Here is a 19,113-nt window from a genome sequence, read left to right as displayed (position 1 = left end):
GGCGCCACTACCACACCTTTGGTTTGAACTGTCCGTCGATAGCCACGGAGGGGAAGTGACCATTGTGGGTCACGACAAGGTGTTCCGCCGGGCGTTCCGCATCCCTCTGCCACTGACCGATGGCCAGGGGCGTCCGAGCCACATTTGGGAAGCCTTGCAAGTCACCCCACTTTACATGGCCCAGCATCGTATCAAGGTCGGTGCTTCGCACGGCTTCGCCGATAGCCTCCGGCGTCAATGCGGTGGCGCGGCGAAGTGCGTCGATGCCCACTTCGAGCAGCGCGTAGCTAAAGCCAATGGGCTGCTGCCATGGGGAACCCGTTTGGGCCTCATAGGCGGCAACAAGGTCGGCGGCGGACTCACCGGAAATCGACGAGTGGAACGGGAACTGCGGACCCCAGTAGACTTCGCTGGAGAGATTCTCTCCCAAACCGTCCGGAAAAGACTCCACTGTAGTGGGCGTGAGCGCGGCCTTGGCAACCGTCACGATCTTGGGATGGAACCCCTGCTGCTTGGATTGCACGAGGAAGGTCGCGAGGTCGGGGGACAGCATCACGCCCGTGACGATCTCCACGCCTGCGCTCTTGAATTTCGCAATTTCGGCCGAAAAATCGTCCTTGAGATTTTGAAACCGGCCGGCGTCGATCAGAGAGAAGCCTTGCGCAGCCAGCACTGGCGGGAACCCAAAGGCAGGATCAGAAAACGCGATGCCATCAGGGTCGTTGGGCCAGAGGGCTCCGACCACCTTGTTGGTCGACTGGGACTGCCAGAGTTCGAGATAGACCGCCTGAAGATCGGCAGAACCCCAGAAGAAATGGTTGGTCCACTTGAAATCTGTCTTCCCGGGCTCGCCACCACGACCAAAGTACCAGGATTCCCAAGGCGCTCCCGTCGTGACGCAAGGCACACCATTGGCCTCTGCCTGATCGCTCACCGGGTTGACCGTATCGGGGGTAAGGCCGGCAAGGATGATATCGACTTCGTCCCTCAAGATCAGCTCTGCCGCCAACTCCGCGGCGCGGTTGGCGTCGGACTGCGTGTCCTTCTCGATGATCTGGACGTCGTGCGTCGTGTCGCCGATGACAATCTTGCCGCCAAGCGCCTCAAGCACCTTGTTCAGGACGAAGCCGTCGCCCTCGCTGATTTGCGCCAGCGCACCCGAACGGGGCGAGACGAAGCCGATCTTAATGAGACGGCCAGCCGCCTGGGCTGAGCCGCTGCGAAGAATGGCCGGAGCCGCGATCGCCGCTGCAGCACCGGCACGAAGTACCGACCGACGCGAGAACTTTTGTGTCAACATAGCTTTCCCCCTTTTGTGCAGGCTGGCTCAGCCTGCGATTGAGCTCGCATTGGTGCGGATGGCGGCAGACGCGCCTGGCCCGCGCGTGCGTTATTTCAGGTACCACTGCTGCGGCAGGTCGTAGGCCATCGTGACGGACTTCAGGTGCGTGTACAGATTCAGTGTCTCCCGGCAGTATTCACTGCCGAAACCACTATCCTTCCAGCCGCCGAGGGGCGCCCCATTGAGGATGTTGAAGTACTGGTTGATCCAGACTGCGCCGACTTCCAAGCGCTCGGCCGTCTTCAGAGCCTTGGCCAAATCCGCCGTATAAATACCCGAAGCCAATCCGTAGCGGACGCCGTTAGCTTCCTCGAGCATCGTCTCGTAATCGTTCCAGCGGATGACCGACAGCACCGGACCGAAAATCTCCTCCTGGGCGATGCGCATGCTGTTATTGGCTTCAAACACCGTCGGCTGAATGAAATACCCGTGTTCGTTGCCGGCTATGGTTTGGCGGTGGCCGCCGGTGACGAGATTGGCGCCTTCCTTCCCTCCGATATCGATGTAGTCGAGCACGCGCTCGCCCTGCGTCTTGGAGACAAGACAGCTCAGTTTCGTGGTCGCGTCGATCGGCGAACCGATGTTTAGCGACGAGAGCCCAGCGACGAGCTTGTCCATAAAAGCGTTGTAGATATGGTCGTGCACGAAAAGGCGGGTGCCCGCGAGGCAGGACTGTCCGTTGCAGTACGTGCCGGCGAAAGCCGCATTGTCGACCACGGCGTCAAGATCCTGCACGTCCGGAAAGACAATGTTGGGGCTTTTGCCTCCGAGTTCCAGCGTCACTGGAACCAGACGGGCAGCAGCGGCGGCGGAGATGATGCGACCGACCTCGGAACTGCCGGTGAAGGCCAGTTTAGCAACGTCGGGATGGGCCGTGAGAGCGCCACCAGCCTCCTCGCCAAGGCCCGGAACGACGTTGACAACGCCTGGCGGAAAGATGTTCGCGATGTGCTTGCAGAGCTCGAGCGTCGAGAGCGAAGCGTTTTCGTCCGGCTTGAGAACGACTGTATTACCCGCAGCCAGTGCCGGCGCGAGCTTGAGAGCCGCCATGATGGACGGGGCATTCCAGGGAATGATGATACCGCAGACGCCGATGGCCTGGCGGCGCGCAATCGAATAGCCGTTCGGGATTGGCTTTCCAAAGTCTTCGAAGTTGAGGATCGCCGCCGCAAAGTAGCGGTATTGGCCGATCGCGATGCGGTAGTCGACTTCCGTTTCGGATACGCGACGGCCGATGTCGAGGGCGTCGATCATCGCGAGTCGTGGCAGATCCGCCTCCAACGCATCCGCGAGCTTGAGAAGCAGCGTCGACCGGTGCTCATAGCCCGTGGTCGACCAGCTCTTGAAGGCGCCTCGTGCCGCCTTCACGGCCAGGTCAATCTCGCGCGGCCCGCAGCGGGCAATATCGGCAAGGTGCCTGCCCGTCGCAGGGTTCACGGCCGGAAAGGTGCGCTCGCCAGCGTCCAAAAACTCGCCGCCGATGAAAGGCCCATATGACCGGTCGAGGCCAGGGTTCGGATGGCCAGGAGCTTGAATATTCATTTAGAGGTTCCTCGCTCTTCGTTGGATTGAGTCAGAGTGGTCGCTTGCAGGACCGACATTCGCTCGCAGGCGGCACACCCTAGCAGTTAACAGTTTATACGATGCTCAGTTTGCTCCACGCAACACATTTCTTTCGAAAATCCTAGTTTCTCACGAAAGAACTCATGCAGGCGACGATCGGTGCAATCGCTCCTCAAAAGCAGATGTCATGGATTGATGGATCAGACTGGGTGATCGCGTCTCGGCAACGGCGTATCGTTTCCGCCGCGCCGAACCTAGTCGGGCCGCCGCATCTGGAAGAGGCTTTGGGGCGTGACTTCGAAATAGTCCGCGGGTCCGCCGGCACGAAGGATCGGACGCGCTGCGCCCGTGTCGTAGAGGTCGTTATTCAGGAACGCTTTGTCGATAGTGACGGCGACGACCTCGCCGAGGACCAGCCAGGTGTCAAGCAGGATGCCGTCGATGCCGCATAGCTGTTCAATTTTCACCACACGGCATTCAAGAGCTGCAGGACTCTCGGCGACGCGCGGTGGCCTGACGACCACGGACGCCGCTGGTGTCAGCCCTGCCAGTGCGAACTCGTCGGCATCAGGGAGGACGGACCGGCTTGTAAGATTGACCTTTTCCGCCAAGGCGCGGGTCGCCAGGTTGCATACGAACTCCAAGCTCGCAGCAGCGTTCCGAACCGTGTCTTTTCTGCCAACGCTGGAGAACGCGACAATTGGGGGATGATAGTTGACGATGTTGAAAAAGCTGTACGGGGCCAGATTTAGGGTACCCGCCTCATCAATCGTCGATATCCAGCCAATGGGCCGCGGCCCCACTATCGAGGGGATGGGGTCATGACGTAACCCATGACCTTCTGCTACCCTGTAGCTATGGATGTCGTTGTTCATCTTGGCCCGGTTGTGATCCGCATCCGCCGTCAGTAGGCTCCCGACAGCAATGAGCCAAAACCCGGGATGCTCGCCTTCAGGCCGAGCCGCTTGAGCATGAAGTAACTTGTCGCTACCGACGAGGAAATGACCGGGAGTCCGGTGCGATCCTCGATGTGCTGGATCGACGCCAGCGATGGCATCTGGACACAAGCTGACGCTATGATCGCATCGACGCCGCTGGTGTTAAGGCGTTTTGTAATCTCTGCGGGAGCAAGTGGATCCTGGCGCCCGACCTTGATGTTGTCCGCAATTTCAAGCGAGATGCTGTCAACCACCTCGATGCCTTCGCCCTCGATGTAGTCGATGACCAAGGCCGTCAGGGGCTTCATATACGGCGCTAGGAGGGAGACCTTCTTGGCACCCAGCACCTTGAGACTGTCGATAAGCGCACCAGCGCTGGTCACCACGGGCGCCGGTGCGCCGTTCTCCACGGTACGCTGATGGAGCCGAGCTTCGGACACGCGGTGATACCCCTGCCCCATGCTCATGATCGCAACAAGACAAGCGTATCCCAGTACGTCAACGCGAGCATCGGAAAGCTCCGTCGCGCAACGATCGCTCGCCGCATCCATTGCGGCCAGCTCTTCCTTCGTCACTTGCTTCATTCGCATGCGACTGGAATGGAAGGTGAAGCGCTCGTCCCCGTGCGCCTCGCGTGCACGCAGGATGGCGGGAATTTCGGTTTCCATGGTCGTGTTGGATGACGGGACGATCTGACCGATCCGGTAGAGGCGGGGTGTGTTCATTTCGCGGATTCCGTAAATTTGGGCGAGGGGGCCGGTGGCGCCGCCGGGGTTCCATCGTCGTCGGCGTCATCGAAGCGGGACGCCTGGAGAGGTCGTCGATTGACGCGCAGATCGAAAACGTCGAAGCGGTTGTAATGCCCGGTGATGTCGTGCATCTGCCGCGGCTGGATGCATCGCGACAGGTCGATATCGGCATAGACGATGCCTTCGACGTCGATCAGGGGCTCACCGATGACGCGGCCATCGGGGCCAATAATTCCGGAAAATGCGCTGCTGCGGCGCATGAGAAGATCGCGAGCCGCCGGGTGGGTGGCCGAAAGCGCCGTGATCATATCCTCGGAGATCGTCGAGCAGGATACGATCGTGAACACCTTGCCTTCGAAGCTATGCGCCGCGGCCCGCAGCTTGATGGCTTCGGCCATATCATAGTCCGCAGGCGCCACCGGCAGAGCAATATAGCTGGCAACGTGCACCAGCTCGCCTTGCGCCAGCAGTGCAAAACGGGCCAGCGTATTGGTGTTCTCGCCACAGGCCAGTGCACCCAGGGGTCCGACGGTTGTGCCATGGACACGAAGTCCCGACGCATCGCCAGGCGCCCATGTCAGCTTCTCCGCCCAGGTCGGCACGAGCTTGCGATGGCAGCCGAGGATGCGGCCATCATCGCCGATAGTGACAAGCGTATTGTAAACGGTGCCGATTCCGTACCGGCTTCGCTCGTTCACGCCCACCACGACATTGATTTTGTGACGCGCGGCCGACTGGGCAATTTTGCTGATTTCGGGGCCGGGAATTTCGATCGCGGATCGAACAAGCTTTTCGAACCAGGGACTTCCCTCCACCGGGGTCATCACCCAATTCCAATAGGGATAGGCCGAGACAAAAACCTCCGGAAACGCGACCAGGCGCGCCCCATTGCCCGCCGCCTCTTCGATAAGCGCACAGACCATGTTGACCGTCGCGTCAGTATCGAGGAAGACAGGCGCCGCCTGTACGGCAGCAGCCCTGAACTTGGGTAAGTCGAGCATGGTCGGCTCCTGTCCTAAGTATCGAAAAATGGCGGGAGAACTGGCGTCCCAAGCCTCGTCGTTGGTCGTCCACCACCAGGAAGGAGCCGAGCGCCCATTCGTGGTGGGCATCCATGCAGGGTTTGACCTAGACGGCCACCACGGGGTGGCGAATGGTCCCAATCGTGCTGATGCCCGCTTCGACGACATCACCAGGCCAGAGCCATTCCTGAGGATTGCGACCTGCGCCGACGCCGTCTGGCGTGCCCGATGCAATGATGTCGCCGGGCTCAAGCGTGATCGCGGCGCTGATGTCGGCAATGAGAGCCGGGACTTTGAAGAGCATGAAGCGCGTGTTCGACTCTTGCTTGGTTTTTCCGTTGACGGTCAGCCAGATGTCGAGATTGTGCGGGTCCGTAATCTCGTCGGCGGTCACGATGCATGGACCAAAGGGCGCGTAGGTGTCCTGCCCCTTCGAATAGATCCATTGGCCGGCCCGGCGATTGTCGCGGGCACTGACATCGATGATTACGCTGTATCCGAACACGAACGAGAGCGCGTCTTGCTCGGGCACCCGGCGGGCCGTTCGTCCTATGACAACGGCAAGCTCAACCTCCCAGTCAAGTTGCTGGGTAATATTCCCGTTATGCTCTATCGCGTCGCCGGGGCCAATCACACTCGTGGGCGGCTTGGAGAAGATGACCGGCTGTTTCGGCAACTCCTTGGACGTGTCCAGCGTGCGCGCCGACTCTGCGACGTGCTCGCTGTAGTTGAGGCCGATGCCGAAGATGTTCTTTCGTGGACGCGGTATGGGCGCCAGGAGCTTGACGTTTGACAAGGGGCGAGCGACGCCCATGGGCCATTGTTCCCGCCACTCGTCGAGCACCGACCGCAGCGTCGACAATCCTGGCGGTCCAAGATCGATCAGATCGAGCATAGTGGATGGTATGGGGAGGCCCACCTTGGCGCCAAGCTTCTCGAGGTCGACCACGAGGTCGCCTTCGATCACACCAAGACGTGCGGGCGCGTCGACGGCACTGCGAAAGGTTATGAGACGCATGCTAAAATTCCTCAGGCGATAACCTGTTGCTGGCCGCCGGTTTCGCCATAGGCCTCCTCGCGATAGAGGCCTAGCGAGTTCATGACTGGAAGGTCGCTAAAGGCGAACAGGCAGGCGTCTTCTCGGTCGGAGGCGTTGCCGTGCTCGTGCCAGGCCCAGGAGGGAACGCAGAAGATGTCGCGTTCCTGCCAGTCAAAACGCTGGCCGTTGATGATGGTGTAACCCTTGCCCTTGGCCGCCTGATAGATGACGCTGCCGGTGTGACGATGCGCCTTGGTATGCTCACCCGGTCGCAGGAGTTGCATCGAGGCGCCGATCGTCTGCATGACCGGACCGCCGGTGAGCGGATTGACATAATTGAGCAAGATGGCGTCGAAGGGCGAGCCTTCGGTGACCTTGGCATAGCGCTGAAGGGCTTCGTAGGTCGGCCCCCACTCATACTTCAAAAGTGGAGAGTAGGGATGGCGCCAGCTGTCTCCGGAGGGGCGCAGGCCAGGATTGCCCCAGGTAGCCGTCGCGTCGTCGACCGGGAAGCCGACGGCTTGGTGCTTATCTTCATGCACGGCGTAGAAATTGGCCTCGAGTGCATTCACCAGGGGAATGTCGAGGCCGTCCTGCCAGAGGCAAGGGGTACCGTCTGCGGAGACGCCGTGCTCGTGCCAGGTTCCGTTTGGAGTCAGAACGAAGTCGTTGGCTCCAAGCGTCATCTTGTGACCGTCGACAATCGTGTAGGCGCCCTTGCCTTCCATGATGAAGCGCAAGGCCGACGCAGAGTGGGCATGAGCAGAGGCGACCTCCCCCGGATTCATGACCTGCAGCCCGGAGTAGAGCCAGCCGACGGCAGCGGAAACGTCGCGCCGTCCCGGATTGCTCAAGTAGACGACGCGGCGCCCAGCCTTCTCCGGCGTGACAAGCTGGGTCGAGCGCAAAACGTGCTCGCGTAAATCGCGGTAGCGCCACAGGACGGGCACCGAGGCAGACTTCGGCTGCCAAGGCTCGATCTTGTTGGCCACAGTCCACAGGGCACCTGCGTCAAGTGCCTCCAACTGATCGTAGTAGGCGAGCAACTCGGGAGTGTCCTGGACATTGGCGCGCCCCGCGACGTCCTCACGGTGGTTTACCTTAGGGTTTGACATGAGCATTTCCTCCTGCATGTTTTTATATGACATGTCTGATTTTCGAAAGAAAGAGTTTTTTACGTTCGCCTATTCTATGATATAAGAGCGGCGTATCAGGAGACTAAGCAGGACATGCGAAACACGCTCGAACTCGGGAAAAGCACTGAGGCTGGCGGCGTGAAGGCGCCCGAAACGTTAGCCGCCCTAGCGTACCAAAGGCTTCGGCAGGACATCATCACCGGCGTCTTCGCTCCCGGTCAGCCCTTGCGGCTGGAGCTTCTGAGGCAACGGTACGGGTTGAGCTTCTCGCCTCTGCGCGAGGCACTCAATCGTCTGCAAACCGAGCGACTTGTCGCCTCCGCGGCGTTGCGAGGCTTCTCGGTTGCAGCGGTTTCAACCGAAGAGATGTGGGACGCGACGGAAACACGCATCCTGATCGAAAGCGAAGCTCTTCGACGCTCGATCGAATATGGCGATGACGACTGGGAAGCGCGTATCGTATCAACATTTCACTCACTTGATCTCCAAGCGCGTCGAATGACGAACAGCGAAACCGTCAGCATGGAGGAGTTGTCCGCGCTGGAAGCTCGCCACAAGGACTTTCACGGGGCCCTCATTGCGAAATGCCGATCGAGACGCCTCATCGATCTCGCCGATCAACTATACGCGGAAACGCAACGCTACCGGCTCCCAACCTTGACAGGGAAGACCCCGGCAACCAGCCGCAATATCGCCGGCGAGCACAGACAAATCATGGAGGCTGCATTTGCGCGGAACACGGATGAGGCCGTTGCGTTGCTGACGGCTCACTATCGTCGGACGTCCGAAAGCATCGAGCGGTTCATGGCGGAGCATATGTCCTGAACGTTGAATGCATCCATGAAGCCAAAGGCCTCGAACGAACCCGTACACACTGTGGGCGCCGGCGGTGTCTGCAATGATGTCGGCTGCGACCAGCTCCAAAGGACGGGCGAAGTGAAAAGAGCGACGATGCGCGAAGTGGCCAGCCATGCGGGAACATCCGTAGGCACGGTAAGTCGCGCCTTGGCGATGCCGCAGCGCGTTGCACCGAAGACATTGGAGCGGGTCCGCGAGGCGATCAAGGAACTGAATTACGTAGTGAGCGAGCCGACGCGAGCCTTCAAAAAGTCAAGCGCACCTCAGCCGTCATTGCGATCGCCATCGACCTCGGCAACATTTATTATGGCGAGGTATTCAGGGGGCTGCAGAAACGTGCCGCACAAGCTGGATACGCGGTGATCATCGCGTCCGGCCCAGACCAAAACGCCCATGAATTCGTGCTGAACCACTTACTTGGCGGCAAAGTGGATGGTGTTATCATTCTGTCCGGCATCGATCTTTCCGAATCCCAGTATCGACACATCCGAACGTTTTACGATGAGCTGCCACCCATCGTGGCGATAAGCGAGCTGGTGGGGGCGGCAGTCCTGCCCCATGTGTTGATAGATAATGAGCGAGCCGCCAGCGCGGCCGTTAACCACCTCCTGGCGAATGGCCATCGCCACATAGCCCATGTGCTCAGCGGCGACGCCAATCTCGTCGGCAATCTATGCTCGAAGCCACCATGTACGCAAACCTGCTGCGCCTCGGCGGTCCCGGCTTCGACGCGGCCGACCGCGCCTTTGCCGGGGAAATCCAGCAGACACTATCGCGGCAGGATATCGTCACCTCCTATGCGCGCTTCGGCCTCGCCCCGGTGGCCGGCGAAACACTGAGCGAAGCGATCTACCCGCTGGGCGCCGGCAACGACACCTCGGTGGGCTCGACCGATGTCGGCACGGTCAGTTGGGTCGTCCCCGCTGTCCAATGCCGCGTCGCCTGCTACGCGATCGGCACGCCCGGCCATTCGTGGCAGTTGGTCGCACAGGGCAAGATGCCGGCGGCACACAAAGGCATGGTGCTCGCCGCCAAGGCCATGGCCAGCACCGCTGCCGACCTGATCCACGATCCCGCCATGCTGGGACGGGCGGGTGAGGAGCATCGACGTTTCCGGGCCGAGAACCCCTTCATCAGCCCGGTGGTCGACGGACCCGAACCAGCGCTGAATATGGCGGCTGCTTAGGCGGCCACTCTCCCTGGAGTAGTGATGATTTCCGCACGTGGATGTGCGTGGTGGGCCAGTCCAAGACCTTGGCTGTGCGGAACGTCCGCCAGTGTCTCTCAAACGCCAGAAGCTACCAGTCTCCTCTCGCCCAATCCGACCATCGGTAAGTCCTTTGCGCGATCGCTTGGAACGGGGCGCAGTCCGGCGGCTTGCGACCCCATTTCGGACCTTCAGACCATCTTTGCGGTTGCAAATAAGCGGACGTTGAGCGGGCGGAATAGCGCACGTAAGACGAAAGTGCGGAGTTCGACGGCGAATATTGGAATGCGTAACCCAGGAGGCGACATTGAATTGCCCGATGCGACGAGCAGAGATCTGGCCCAAAGCCGGCTTTCGCAACATCGGTGCAACTTGCGCATATCTGTGCCAACCTCTGGTTCACGAGCCGGTTACCACCAAGGAACTTCCGACCCGGTACCAGCCTGCTAGGCAAGTGCCCGCCTGAGATACTCCAGGGCCACGGAGGGATCATGTCCGAAGCCTGCGATACTCTTACCTACTCAAATTCCGGGTCTCTTTCCGAACGGCTGCACAAACTACGCCTTGCAACAGACAGCGCCGATTGGAATGAACTCACATCGCTTGCAGAAGGCCACGATGACATCGCAGCGCTGGCCCGTACCCTGACGCGTACCGCGCAGGAGAGCGACCGGCGCGCCAAGGAGATCGCTATTTTCAACAGCGTCGGCGAGGCGATGACCAAGTCGTTGAACGTGATGACGGTGACCCGCATCGTGGGCGACAAAGTCAGGGAGATTTTTGTCGACAAGCTCATCGAGATTCTGCTGATTGACAATAGTTCGGGTCTGATCTCGGTCCCCTACGCATTTTCCGGCACCTACACCGAGCCGGAACCATTCGCGATGGGCGAGGGCCTAACGTCGAAGGTGATCCTCTCCGGACAACCGTTGCTGCTGAACACGGGAGCAGAACAGGCTGTACTAGGCGCCCTGGCGCCGACGGAAGACGACAATACCGAATCCTATCTCGGCGTGCCGATCATAGCAGGGGACGAAGTTTTGGGTGTGGTCAGCGTCCAAAGCTATGAGCCAAATGCCTTCAACAAGGCTCATGTGGGTCTGCTTCAGGGGCTCTCGACCAGCATGGGTGTCGCCATCGCAAATGCTCGCCTGTTTGATGAGACCCAGCGCCTGCTGAAGCAAAGCGAGCAGCGCGCCGCCGAATTCGGCGCCATCAGCAAGGTCAGCGAGGCGCTGATTGCCGAGGCCGACTTCGACAGCACGATTCAGCTGATCGGCAACCAAATGCGCGACATTTTCGCGGCGGACATTGTCTACGTCGCGCTGCTGGACCCCCAGACCGGCCTAATCGACTTCCCCTACCAGTATGGAGAAGCATTCTCCACGCTGAAGCTGGGTGAGGGGCTCACCAGCAAGATCATCGAGACCGGTGAGCCACTGCTTATCAATCAGGACCTGGACGAGCGCAGCGCCGAGATCGGCGCTACCCGGGTTGGCAAAGATGCGCTGTCCTATCTCGGCGTACCGATCAAGACCAACCAGGGCACTATGGGCGTCATCAGCGTACAGAGCACCACCCGGGAGGGCATGTTCGACGACAATTCGGTCCGCCTGCTGTTCACCATTGCCGCCAATGCCGGCGCGGCGCTTCACAACGCGCAGCTCTACACCGAGACCCTGCAGCTTTCGCTGTCGCAGCAGCAGGCGAAGGAAGCGGCAGAGGCTGCCAACGAGGCAAAGAGCACGTTCCTTGCCACGATGAGCCACGAGATTCGCACGCCGATGAACGGCATCATCGGCATGATGAACCTGCTGCTGGGCACCAGGCTCAATAACGAGCAGCGCGACCTTGGCCAGACCGTCAACGACAGCGCCGAGGCGCTGCTGACGATCATCAACGACATCCTCGATTTCTCCAAGGTCGAGGCCGGCAAACTCGATCTCGATCTCCGCCCGTTCGTCCTCAGGGATTGCATCGAAGGCGCGATCGATCTCGTTGCGACGAGGGCCGCCGAAAAGCGGCTCGATCTGGGCTACATCATCGAACCAGGCACTCCGGAGACCATAGTTGCCGACAACGATCGCCTGCGCCAGATTCTACTCAATTTGCTCAACAACGCGGTCAAGTTCACCGACAGAGGCGAGATCATCCTCTCGGTGACGCCGGTGCCGCAAACCGACCAGGACCCTACCGGAGTGGTGCTGCGGTTTGCCATAAGTGACACCGGCATCGGAATCCCGAAGGATCGGATGGACCGACTGTTCAAGTCGTTCAGTCAGATCGACGCATCGACGACGCGTCGCTATGGCGGCACCGGCCTCGGCCTTGCCATCAGCAAGCGCCTTATTGACCTCATGGGTGGTGAGGTATGGGTCGACAGCGTCGAGGGGAGCGGCGCTACCTTCAGCTTTACGTTGAGCACCCGGAGCGCCCCAGCGGGCAACCTGCCGGGCCCGCCGCCTGCGCCCGAACTCGCCGGAAGGCGGGTGCTTGTCGTAGACGACAATACCACGAACCAGCGGATCGTCTCGCAGTTAGCACAATCGTGGGGGATGGAGGCCACTGCCATTGCCTCGGCGTCCGAGGCAATGGCAGTGGTTTTGGGCAGCGGGCCCCCGGACGTCCTAGTGCTCGACCTGGACTTGCCCGGAACAGGCGGTATTGTCCTGGCTAGACGGATTCGCGCATTGGGCGAGCGCGGCAATATGCCGATCGTGCTCCTGAGTGCGATGCTCCCGATCTCGGAGCAGCAGAAGCGCGACATGGAACGCGTCAAGGTCGCGGTCGTTCTCAACCGGCCGATCAAAGCTTCGCCGCTGCTCAACGCCTTCATGGCCATCTTTGCCGGCGTCGCGCTACGCACTTACAAGACGGACCAAGCTGGCGATTTCGCTGTTGCCGAAACGGCCAGCAAGTACCCTCTCAACATCTTGCTGGTGGACGACAACGCCACCAACCGCAAGCTCGCTATCAAGGTGCTCGAGCGCCTCGGCTACACGCCAGATCTGGCCGCCGACGGCCGCTCGGCAATTGCATCTTATGCCCTGGGTGCCCATGACGTCGTGTTCATGGATATCGAGATGCCCGACATGGACGGCATCGAGGCGACGAGGCTGATCCGCGCGTCGGTCCAGGGCAGGTCGCAGCCCTACGTCGTGGCGCTCACTGCGAACGCGATGTCCGGCGATCGCGAACGGTATCTTGAGGCCGGGCTCGACGACTATGTCAGCAAACCGCTGCACGTCGAAAAGATTGTCGCCTCACTGAGACGCGCTTTCACCGCTTCTACCCAAATCTAGATTGTGCGTTATTCAGGCCGGGGCGAATGGCGCCCGCGTCGTACTGGATAGTTAGACTGTCCCCATTGACAATGATGTTGGGTGGCCGTCAACATTCACGCCGATACTAAATCAGTATTAGGTGTCGTCGATTTCATGCAGCGGGGGGGCAAATTGGCAATCGACAGACAGGCGCTGGACAAATTGCGCGATATCGTCGGTGGCGACGAAGTCGATCTCGTAGAGCTAGTCGAGTCTTTTCTTGAAGAAGGTCCCGGGCTTATTGAAGCGATCACCTTATCACAGTGCTCGGCCGACCTTCTAACGATGCGCAGGGCGGCGCATTCGCTCAAGTCGAATGCCAGAGATATGGGCGCTATCGAGCTGTCCGCACTCTGTGCCAAGCTTGAAGCGCGCTGCGCGGCCGGAGAACGTCCCGGGACGTCGGATGTCGATGCAGCAAACCTGGCGTTCACCGAAGCAGTCGCCGAACTACGGAACCTCTATCCCGTGAACAGCCGATGACCGAGAGCGGCCGCGTTCTGATCATTGATGACTCAGCCATGATTCGAACCAAGCTCAGGAAGGCCATAGAGGCGCTGGGCTATGCAGCCGAAGCGGTTGGCAGCGGCGCAGAGGCACTAGAAGTTCTGAACGGCGCCTCGTTCGATATTGCCCTGCTCGATATCGTGATGCCGGAAATGGACGGCTTCGAGGTGCTGAAGGCCCTGAAATCCTCGAGCGGGACCAGAGATCTGCCGGTCATTGTTATTTCTGCCCTCGATGAGGAGATGACCAGCGTCGTCAAGGCGATTGAGCTTGGCGCCGAGGATTTTCTGCCGAAGGACTTCGAACTGGCCCTTCTCAGAGCAAGGCTTTCGACGTGCATCGAGAAGAAGCGACTGCGCGACAATGAAAAGGAATATCTGCGCCAGGTCGCCAAGCTGACCCGGGCTGCGACGACGCTGGAGCTGGGGAAGTTCAACCCCTCCAAGCTCGGCCTCCAGGATCTGGCGGTTCGTGGCGATAGCCTGGGGACGCTCGCCAAGGTGTTCTCGGCGATGGCGCAAAGCGTCTACGAGCGCGAACGCAAGCTGCGCCAAAGTATTCGCACCTTTCGTGGTGCGCTGTTGCTTATCGCCTGCGGGGTGCTGTGGGGGCTCGTTGTGCCGCTTGCCAAGATGGCATCGGAGATCGAAGCGCATCCCGTGGGCCTCGCTATTCTCATCGACTCGATCGGTGCGGTGATCTGCATCGGCATTAGCCTCAAGCGAGGCACGCTACCGAGGCTCAGCACGCTCGGACGTGGCGATATCTCGTTCATCGTTCTGTTTGCGCTGGTGAGCGCTGTCCTTAACCAGGTCCTGGTCTATTGGACGGCCAGCCAGCTGCCGGCCTTTATCGTCTCGATCGTAATTGTGCTTGAGGGATTTATTGTCTTCCTGTTCGCTGCGCTGATGCGCACCGAATTACCCAGCGTGAAGCGGTTCATCGGCCTGGGTCTTGGCCTCGCCGGTATCATCGCAATCCTGATCTTCGGTATGCCCGTCAACATTGCGGCCAACTGGACATGGGTGGTCCTCGCCCTGCTAATTCCCGTCACCTATGCGGTCGAGGATTTGTTTCTCGCCGAGCGCCGGCCGTCGAAGATCGACACAATTGCACTGTTCGGGTTAGTTCAGCTCACCTCAGTGATCATGTTGATCCCGATAGCTGCAGTATCCAGCGGCTTCGTTTCGCTTGACCTGCTGGCGGGTCAAACTGGCGTCATTGTTTTGGTGATGGCTGCGGCCTCCAACCTCGCGATGCTGCTCTTTATGCTGCTGATCAAGACAACCGGCGCCCTTTTCGGAAGTCAAACGGCGTATGCTGGCACTGCCGCTGGCATTGGCTGGAGCATGCTGCTGCTCGGCGAGGCAGTCCCGACGCTGACTTGGGGGGCTCTGGCCTTGGTATTCGTCGGTCTTTTGATGGTGGAGCCAAAACACGAGGCCGAGGCAGAACCTCCAATGATCGACGATGCTAACGAGCTCGATCCGGGCTCGGAATCAATTGGCCCCGCCGCCAGGCAGGGTGTCTGACAGGAACGCAGGGCCAGACAAGTCGTGCTGTTAAAGGTCCGCAATTTGGCGACCGCCAAGCGACGCCGGACAACCGATATGGGGCAGATGCCGACTCCATTTCGGTCGTTCCCGCGCAAAGATCCAAATCGCAACAAGCTGCCGTCCCGCCGGAGCAACATCAGCTTCGCACCACATAATGGACAGGCTCTGCCACACGGCAACAGATCACGCGGGGAGGCCCACGCTCAGTAGCGCGTTAGCCAGCGGGTCCATTTGCCCGGGCGCGGTTATGTTGCCGGCGACCAGGCCGCTGACCGTGAACCCTGGCTGCAGGCGCAACAGTACGGCAGCAGAGGCCTGCGCCTCCGTGACCTTGCCAAGCCGAAACGCCGCCGCGGCATGGAGATAGCGCGGCACGCTGAAATTCGGGTTGGCAGCCGCGGCGTGCGTTGCGGCGGAAGCGGCCTCGGCGAATTCACCGGCAAAGAAATGAGCGTAAGCAAGTCCCACATAGGGGAGGTAGATGAGAGGATCGCAGGGACTGAGCCGTATGGCCATCCGGCCGTGCTCAACCGCCAGCCTCGTGTCGCCCCGCCAGGCACGAATAATGGAGCTGAATCCGAAAGCCAGGGACAGTGACGGGCTGAGCGAAAGCGACCGATCGATCGCTTGGAGGGCGGTCTCGTAGTCGAGTTCCAGGGCCCCCACCACAAAGCCTCCAAGCGCAAGGGCCGTGGCGTCGTCGGAGCCCACTTTGATAGCGATATGGGCGTGATGCCTCGCGACGTCCCGCACGTCGGACTGAAGTCCGCCGCGCAGATAGCGCTGTTCGTGGCACCACGCGATAAATCCATGTGCTGCCGCATATTCTGGTTCTAGGCCGATCGCTTGTTCCAGCAGCGGGAGGGCCTGCTCGGCGTCCTCAGGCATCGCCGTGGCCGCGAACGGCAAGGCACGCAGGTAGAGATCGTAGGCGTCGAGACTGTCGGGGCGACGGCGACGCGCTCGCTCTAGTTCCGCCTTGCGCAGCGTTGGCTCTAGCGCACCGATGACATGCATTGTCATTTCGTCTTGGAGCGCAAAAATGCTCTCGAGCGTGCCCTCGTAGCGCTCGGCCCAGACCTGCACCGCCGTTTCGGTGTCGACGAGCTGGCCCGTGACCCGCACATGATCGCCCGATCGCTGGACGCTTCCTTCCAGCACATAGCGCACCCCTAGGTCGCGGCCGACCGCACGGATGTCGACGGGACGCCCCCGGTAGATCGAGGTGGAATTTCGCGAGATCACAAATAGCCACTTGATCCGGCTGAGTCCGGTGATGATTTCGGCGACCATCCCATCCGTGAAGTAGTCTTGCTCCCTGTCGTTGCTCAGATTCTCGAACGGCAGAACTGCAATCGATGGCCGGCCGCGAGTACCTGCCGAAGGTGTTGCGGCCAATGCTGGCCCCTCCAAGATCTCACCGACGAAGCGGATCCCCTTGCGCGGATAGGTGCGGATCAGGCTCTGGGCTTCCCCACTGTCACCGATCGCCTTCCGGGCCGCAGTGATCCGGCTTGCCAGCGTCGAGTCCGAAACGATCCGCCCGCCCCAGACACCATCGATCAGGTCATCCTTGCTGAGCACGCGATCATGGTTGCGGACCAGGTGAACCAGCAGATCGAAGACCTGAGGCTCGACGGCCACGGGCTCCCCCGACCTGGTGAGTTCGCGGCGCCCGACGTGCAGCTCATAGGCGCCAAAGCGATACTGCATTTTCAACGCCCCGATGCGCCCGGCGCAATATCACGTGCTTCTCAAGAGTAAATCAAGACGCTCTCAAGGTCTTCGGCCATGGATCAGCTTAGTCTCAGACTTCGGTAGGCCATTGGGCCGCTGCAGAACTGAGGAGGAAATTGTGAAGCTTGAACAGATCGACCCTGCCCGCACCGTCATGATCGTTGTCGATATGCAGAACGACTTCGTCGCTGAGGGAGCGCCGATGGAAACCCCGGCAGCGCGCGCAATGGTGCCCACGCTTGCCGCTTCGCTGGACGCCTGCCGTGGCGCCGGTATTCGTGTGATATATACGGCCCATGTCCACCGGCCGGACGGGTCCGACCTCGGCAATTTCAAGGAGCTCGACGCGCGTATTGCGACCCACAACGCACTCGTCGATGGCACGGCCGGCGTTGATATCTACCCCGATGTGATGCCCGCCCCCGGTGAGCATATCATCAAGAAGCATCGCTACAGCGCGTTCTTCGGTACGGATCTGGATATCATTCTTCGCGAGTGGCAGATCGATACGGTGATCATCTCGGGCACCACCACGGAGAACTGCTGCCTGTCGACCGCTCGTGATGCGCTGTTCCGCAACTATGACGTACTGTTCCTGTCGGACGCGACGGCAACTTACGACTATCCGGATCGAGGCTATGGCGCGATGCCCAATGCCGAGGTCCATCATGCGACGCTCGTCGTATTGGCCTGTTCGACCGCGAAGGTGCTAACGGTAGCGGAGATGATCGGCGGTCTCCAGGACCGCACTACCGCTTCACCCTCACGGGCGGCGTAAGAGGCAGCGAAGGGCGCGACCAGGCGTTTCGGTCGCGCCGGCCCATGCCGAAAGCGGATGCTTATGTAAGGCGGTTTGTTCGTCCGCTATCGGCTCCGGCGCTGTCGATCCTCCAAGCGTCCGCTCACCGGAACTGCTGCCTAGAAGCGGACGGTCCGTTTTCACCCCATTGCAGACTTTGCCAGCAAATTGGCGGACCGGCAGCTTTGGGACGTCGCACCGGGCCAAGGAACGGTCGCAATCGGCGCTTTGTAGACTGACAACTCCCGACCCCATGGCCAACGTTCAGGGACCACTAGCGGATTTCCAAAAGCGGCCATCCCTTGTCGTTAGGCGATGTCGGCTTTGCGCCAGATGCGGCCCATGAAAAGGCGCCACGGGAGTAGATAGCAAGTCATAGAAATGGAGGAGCGCCGGTCGGGATCGGTGGACCACCAAAGCCGATTTCATTGGCATCGGGATCGTGAAAGAGCGCCTTGCGAATTCCGTTGCGGTACGTCCCCCGGATGGATGGCTCCAACCCTTGCGAGGCGATCGTCGCCATCCGATCGTCGAAATCGTCCATAAAAACCGTCACCACGGAGTGACCGGCGTGCTCGGCGTCCTCTTCCATCGCGAGATACGATGCTCAGGGAACTCCCACACCACCTCAGTTTCGGACGCCACATAAGACGGTTCACCGAGCAGGCTACTGTACCATGCCGTCGCGATGGCGCAGTTGCGGACATAAACGCCAACATAGAGATCAGTCGCGGTAGGTTCCACTCCACGTCAGACGCATGCTTCATTTCCTGGGGCCTACTACCACACTGTCTCAGTTGCGCCACGTCATGGCAACGCCCGCTTTGGGCCAAAGGCCCAGGTGCCGGCACATCAAATTTCCAACTTTCGTGTATATGTCACATATACGAAATCGGTTCCGCACCTGCACATCGAATGCGGCGATCATGGCTTCATGCAACGTCCGCGTGAGTTGGGCGAGTTCAGCCTGACTGCGCGCCCTAACGACATCAATTCGGACTGGCGGCATGGCCTACTCCGCGGTGGCAAGGTTCGAACTGGGCAGAGCGAGCGCTTACCACCGCCGAGTAGGCCAAAGGCCTGGGCGGCTCCCGCTTCACGCCGCACCCGAGACGAAGTCCAGGCTTGCGCGAAGTCTGGCCGGCAGATCGGGATCGGTCTGCACGCCGGGACTGAATGGTTCGAAGGAAACATATCCATCGTAGCCGGCAGCTCGGATTTCTCGCAGCTGCGCTATCGTTTCGGCCTGATCGTCAACAAAGACGAGACCTCTGTCCGGCTCGACAAACTCGCTGCGGGGCCCGGAGGCCGGAGTGATGTCGATACGCATCGGCGCG

At 60.4% G+C, this 19,113-nt stretch carries 17 protein-coding genes and 1 pseudogene; 8 read left to right on the top strand and 10 right to left on the bottom strand.

Annotation, left to right across the window (positions count from 1 at the left end; translation table 11 throughout):
• Positions 1-7 precede the first annotated feature (7 nt).
• The 7 genes from JWR51_RS00450 to JWR51_RS00420 all read right to left on the bottom strand — a co-directional run bounded on the left by JWR51_RS00450 (position 8) and on the right by JWR51_RS00420 (position 7,768).
• Positions 8-1,300 carry an ABC transporter substrate-binding protein gene (locus JWR51_RS00450; protein WP_299742124.1) on the bottom strand — a complete coding sequence of 431 codons (1,293 nt, stop codon included), beginning with the start codon at positions 1,298-1,300 and terminating at the stop codon, positions 8-10.
• Positions 1,301-1,390: 90 nt separating this feature from the next.
• Positions 1,391-2,884: an aldehyde dehydrogenase family protein gene (locus JWR51_RS00445; protein WP_299742121.1), complete on the bottom strand. Its 1,494-nt coding sequence runs from the start codon at positions 2,882-2,884 to the stop codon at positions 1,391-1,393.
• 275 nt (positions 2,885-3,159) lie between these two features.
• Positions 3,160-3,780, bottom strand: coding sequence for a flavin reductase family protein (locus tag JWR51_RS00440; RefSeq protein WP_299742118.1), 621 nt, complete (start codon positions 3,778-3,780; stop codon positions 3,160-3,162).
• Positions 3,781-3,809: 29 nt separating this feature from the next.
• Positions 3,810-4,568 carry an Asp/Glu racemase gene (locus tag JWR51_RS00435; protein ID WP_299742114.1) on the bottom strand — a complete coding sequence of 253 codons (759 nt, stop codon included), beginning with the start codon at positions 4,566-4,568 and terminating at the stop codon, positions 3,810-3,812.
• Positions 4,565-5,593, bottom strand: a complete 1,029-nt coding sequence (locus tag JWR51_RS00430) for a carbon-nitrogen hydrolase family protein (protein ID WP_299742111.1) — start codon at positions 5,591-5,593, stop codon at positions 4,565-4,567. Before JWR51_RS00430 ends, JWR51_RS00435 begins: the two co-directional genes overlap by 4 nt.
• A 127-nt stretch (positions 5,594-5,720) precedes the next feature.
• Positions 5,721-6,632, bottom strand: coding sequence for a fumarylacetoacetate hydrolase family protein (locus tag JWR51_RS00425; protein WP_299742108.1), 912 nt, complete (start codon positions 6,630-6,632; stop codon positions 5,721-5,723).
• 11 nt (positions 6,633-6,643) lie between these two features.
• Entirely contained in the window at positions 6,644-7,768 is a 1,125-nt protein-coding gene (locus JWR51_RS00420) for a cupin domain-containing protein (RefSeq protein WP_299742561.1), read from the bottom strand.
• 114 nt (positions 7,769-7,882) lie between these two features.
• Here JWR51_RS00420 and JWR51_RS00415 point away from each other — a divergent pair, with 114 nt between their 5' ends.
• From JWR51_RS00415 to JWR51_RS00390, 7 genes and pseudogenes are all read left to right on the top strand, one after another.
• Complete coding sequence (locus JWR51_RS00415; protein WP_299742105.1) at positions 7,883-8,614, top strand: FCD domain-containing protein; 732 nt, start codon at positions 7,883-7,885, stop codon at positions 8,612-8,614.
• Positions 8,615-8,629: 15 nt separating this feature from the next.
• Positions 8,630-9,010: a LacI family DNA-binding transcriptional regulator gene (locus JWR51_RS24005; protein ID WP_366525526.1), complete on the top strand. Its 381-nt coding sequence runs from the start codon at positions 8,630-8,632 to the stop codon at positions 9,008-9,010.
• A pseudogene (locus JWR51_RS24000) lies at positions 8,920-9,246 on the top strand (hypothetical protein); the annotation flags it as partial. The gene JWR51_RS24005 and the pseudogene JWR51_RS24000, both read left to right, overlap by 91 nt.
• A gap of 89 nt (positions 9,247-9,335) precedes the next feature.
• The gene (locus JWR51_RS00405; RefSeq protein ID WP_299742099.1) at positions 9,336-9,833 is read left to right on the top strand and encodes a hypothetical protein; all 498 of its coding nucleotides are present in this window, start codon (positions 9,336-9,338) and stop codon (positions 9,831-9,833) included.
• A 512-nt stretch (positions 9,834-10,345) separates the two neighbouring features.
• Positions 10,346-13,156 (top strand): response regulator, encoded by a 2,811-nt coding sequence (locus tag JWR51_RS00400; protein ID WP_299742097.1) that lies wholly within the window; start codon positions 10,346-10,348, stop codon positions 13,154-13,156.
• Between the two features lie 81 nt (positions 13,157-13,237).
• Positions 13,238-13,660: an Hpt domain-containing protein gene (locus tag JWR51_RS00395; RefSeq protein ID WP_299742094.1), complete on the top strand. Its 423-nt coding sequence runs from the start codon at positions 13,238-13,240 to the stop codon at positions 13,658-13,660.
• Positions 13,657-15,216: a response regulator gene (locus JWR51_RS00390; RefSeq protein WP_299742091.1), complete on the top strand. Its 1,560-nt coding sequence runs from the start codon at positions 13,657-13,659 to the stop codon at positions 15,214-15,216. Before JWR51_RS00395 ends, JWR51_RS00390 begins: the two co-directional genes overlap by 4 nt.
• 207 nt (positions 15,217-15,423) lie before the next feature.
• Here the strand turns inward: JWR51_RS00390 and JWR51_RS00385 are convergent, their stop codons facing one another.
• Complete coding sequence (locus tag JWR51_RS00385; protein WP_299742088.1) at positions 15,424-16,953, bottom strand: winged helix-turn-helix domain-containing protein; 1,530 nt, start codon at positions 16,951-16,953, stop codon at positions 15,424-15,426.
• A gap of 142 nt (positions 16,954-17,095) precedes the next feature.
• On the opposite strand from JWR51_RS00385, the gene JWR51_RS00380 reads away from it, so the two are divergent.
• The gene (locus JWR51_RS00380) at positions 17,096-17,755 is read left to right on the top strand and encodes an isochorismatase family cysteine hydrolase (protein WP_299742085.1); all 660 of its coding nucleotides are present in this window, start codon (positions 17,096-17,098) and stop codon (positions 17,753-17,755) included.
• 394 nt (positions 17,756-18,149) lie between these two features.
• Here the strand turns inward: JWR51_RS00380 and JWR51_RS00375 are convergent, their stop codons facing one another.
• Both JWR51_RS00375 and JWR51_RS00370 read right to left on the bottom strand, forming a co-directional pair.
• Positions 18,150-18,368: a hypothetical protein gene (locus JWR51_RS00375; RefSeq protein ID WP_299742082.1), complete on the bottom strand. Its 219-nt coding sequence runs from the start codon at positions 18,366-18,368 to the stop codon at positions 18,150-18,152.
• Between the two features lie 504 nt (positions 18,369-18,872).
• A complete protein-coding gene (locus JWR51_RS00370; protein ID WP_299742079.1) occupies positions 18,873-19,106 on the bottom strand; it encodes a hypothetical protein in 234 nt (77 codons plus the stop codon).
• Positions 19,107-19,113: the final 7 nt, after the last annotated feature.

The organism is Devosia sp. (assembly GCF_028290625.1).
GTDB lineage: Bacteria > Pseudomonadota > Alphaproteobacteria > Rhizobiales > Devosiaceae > Devosia.
The sequence above is the reverse complement of the archived record's forward strand: the minus strand, read 5'-3'. Positions and strand labels throughout refer to the sequence as shown.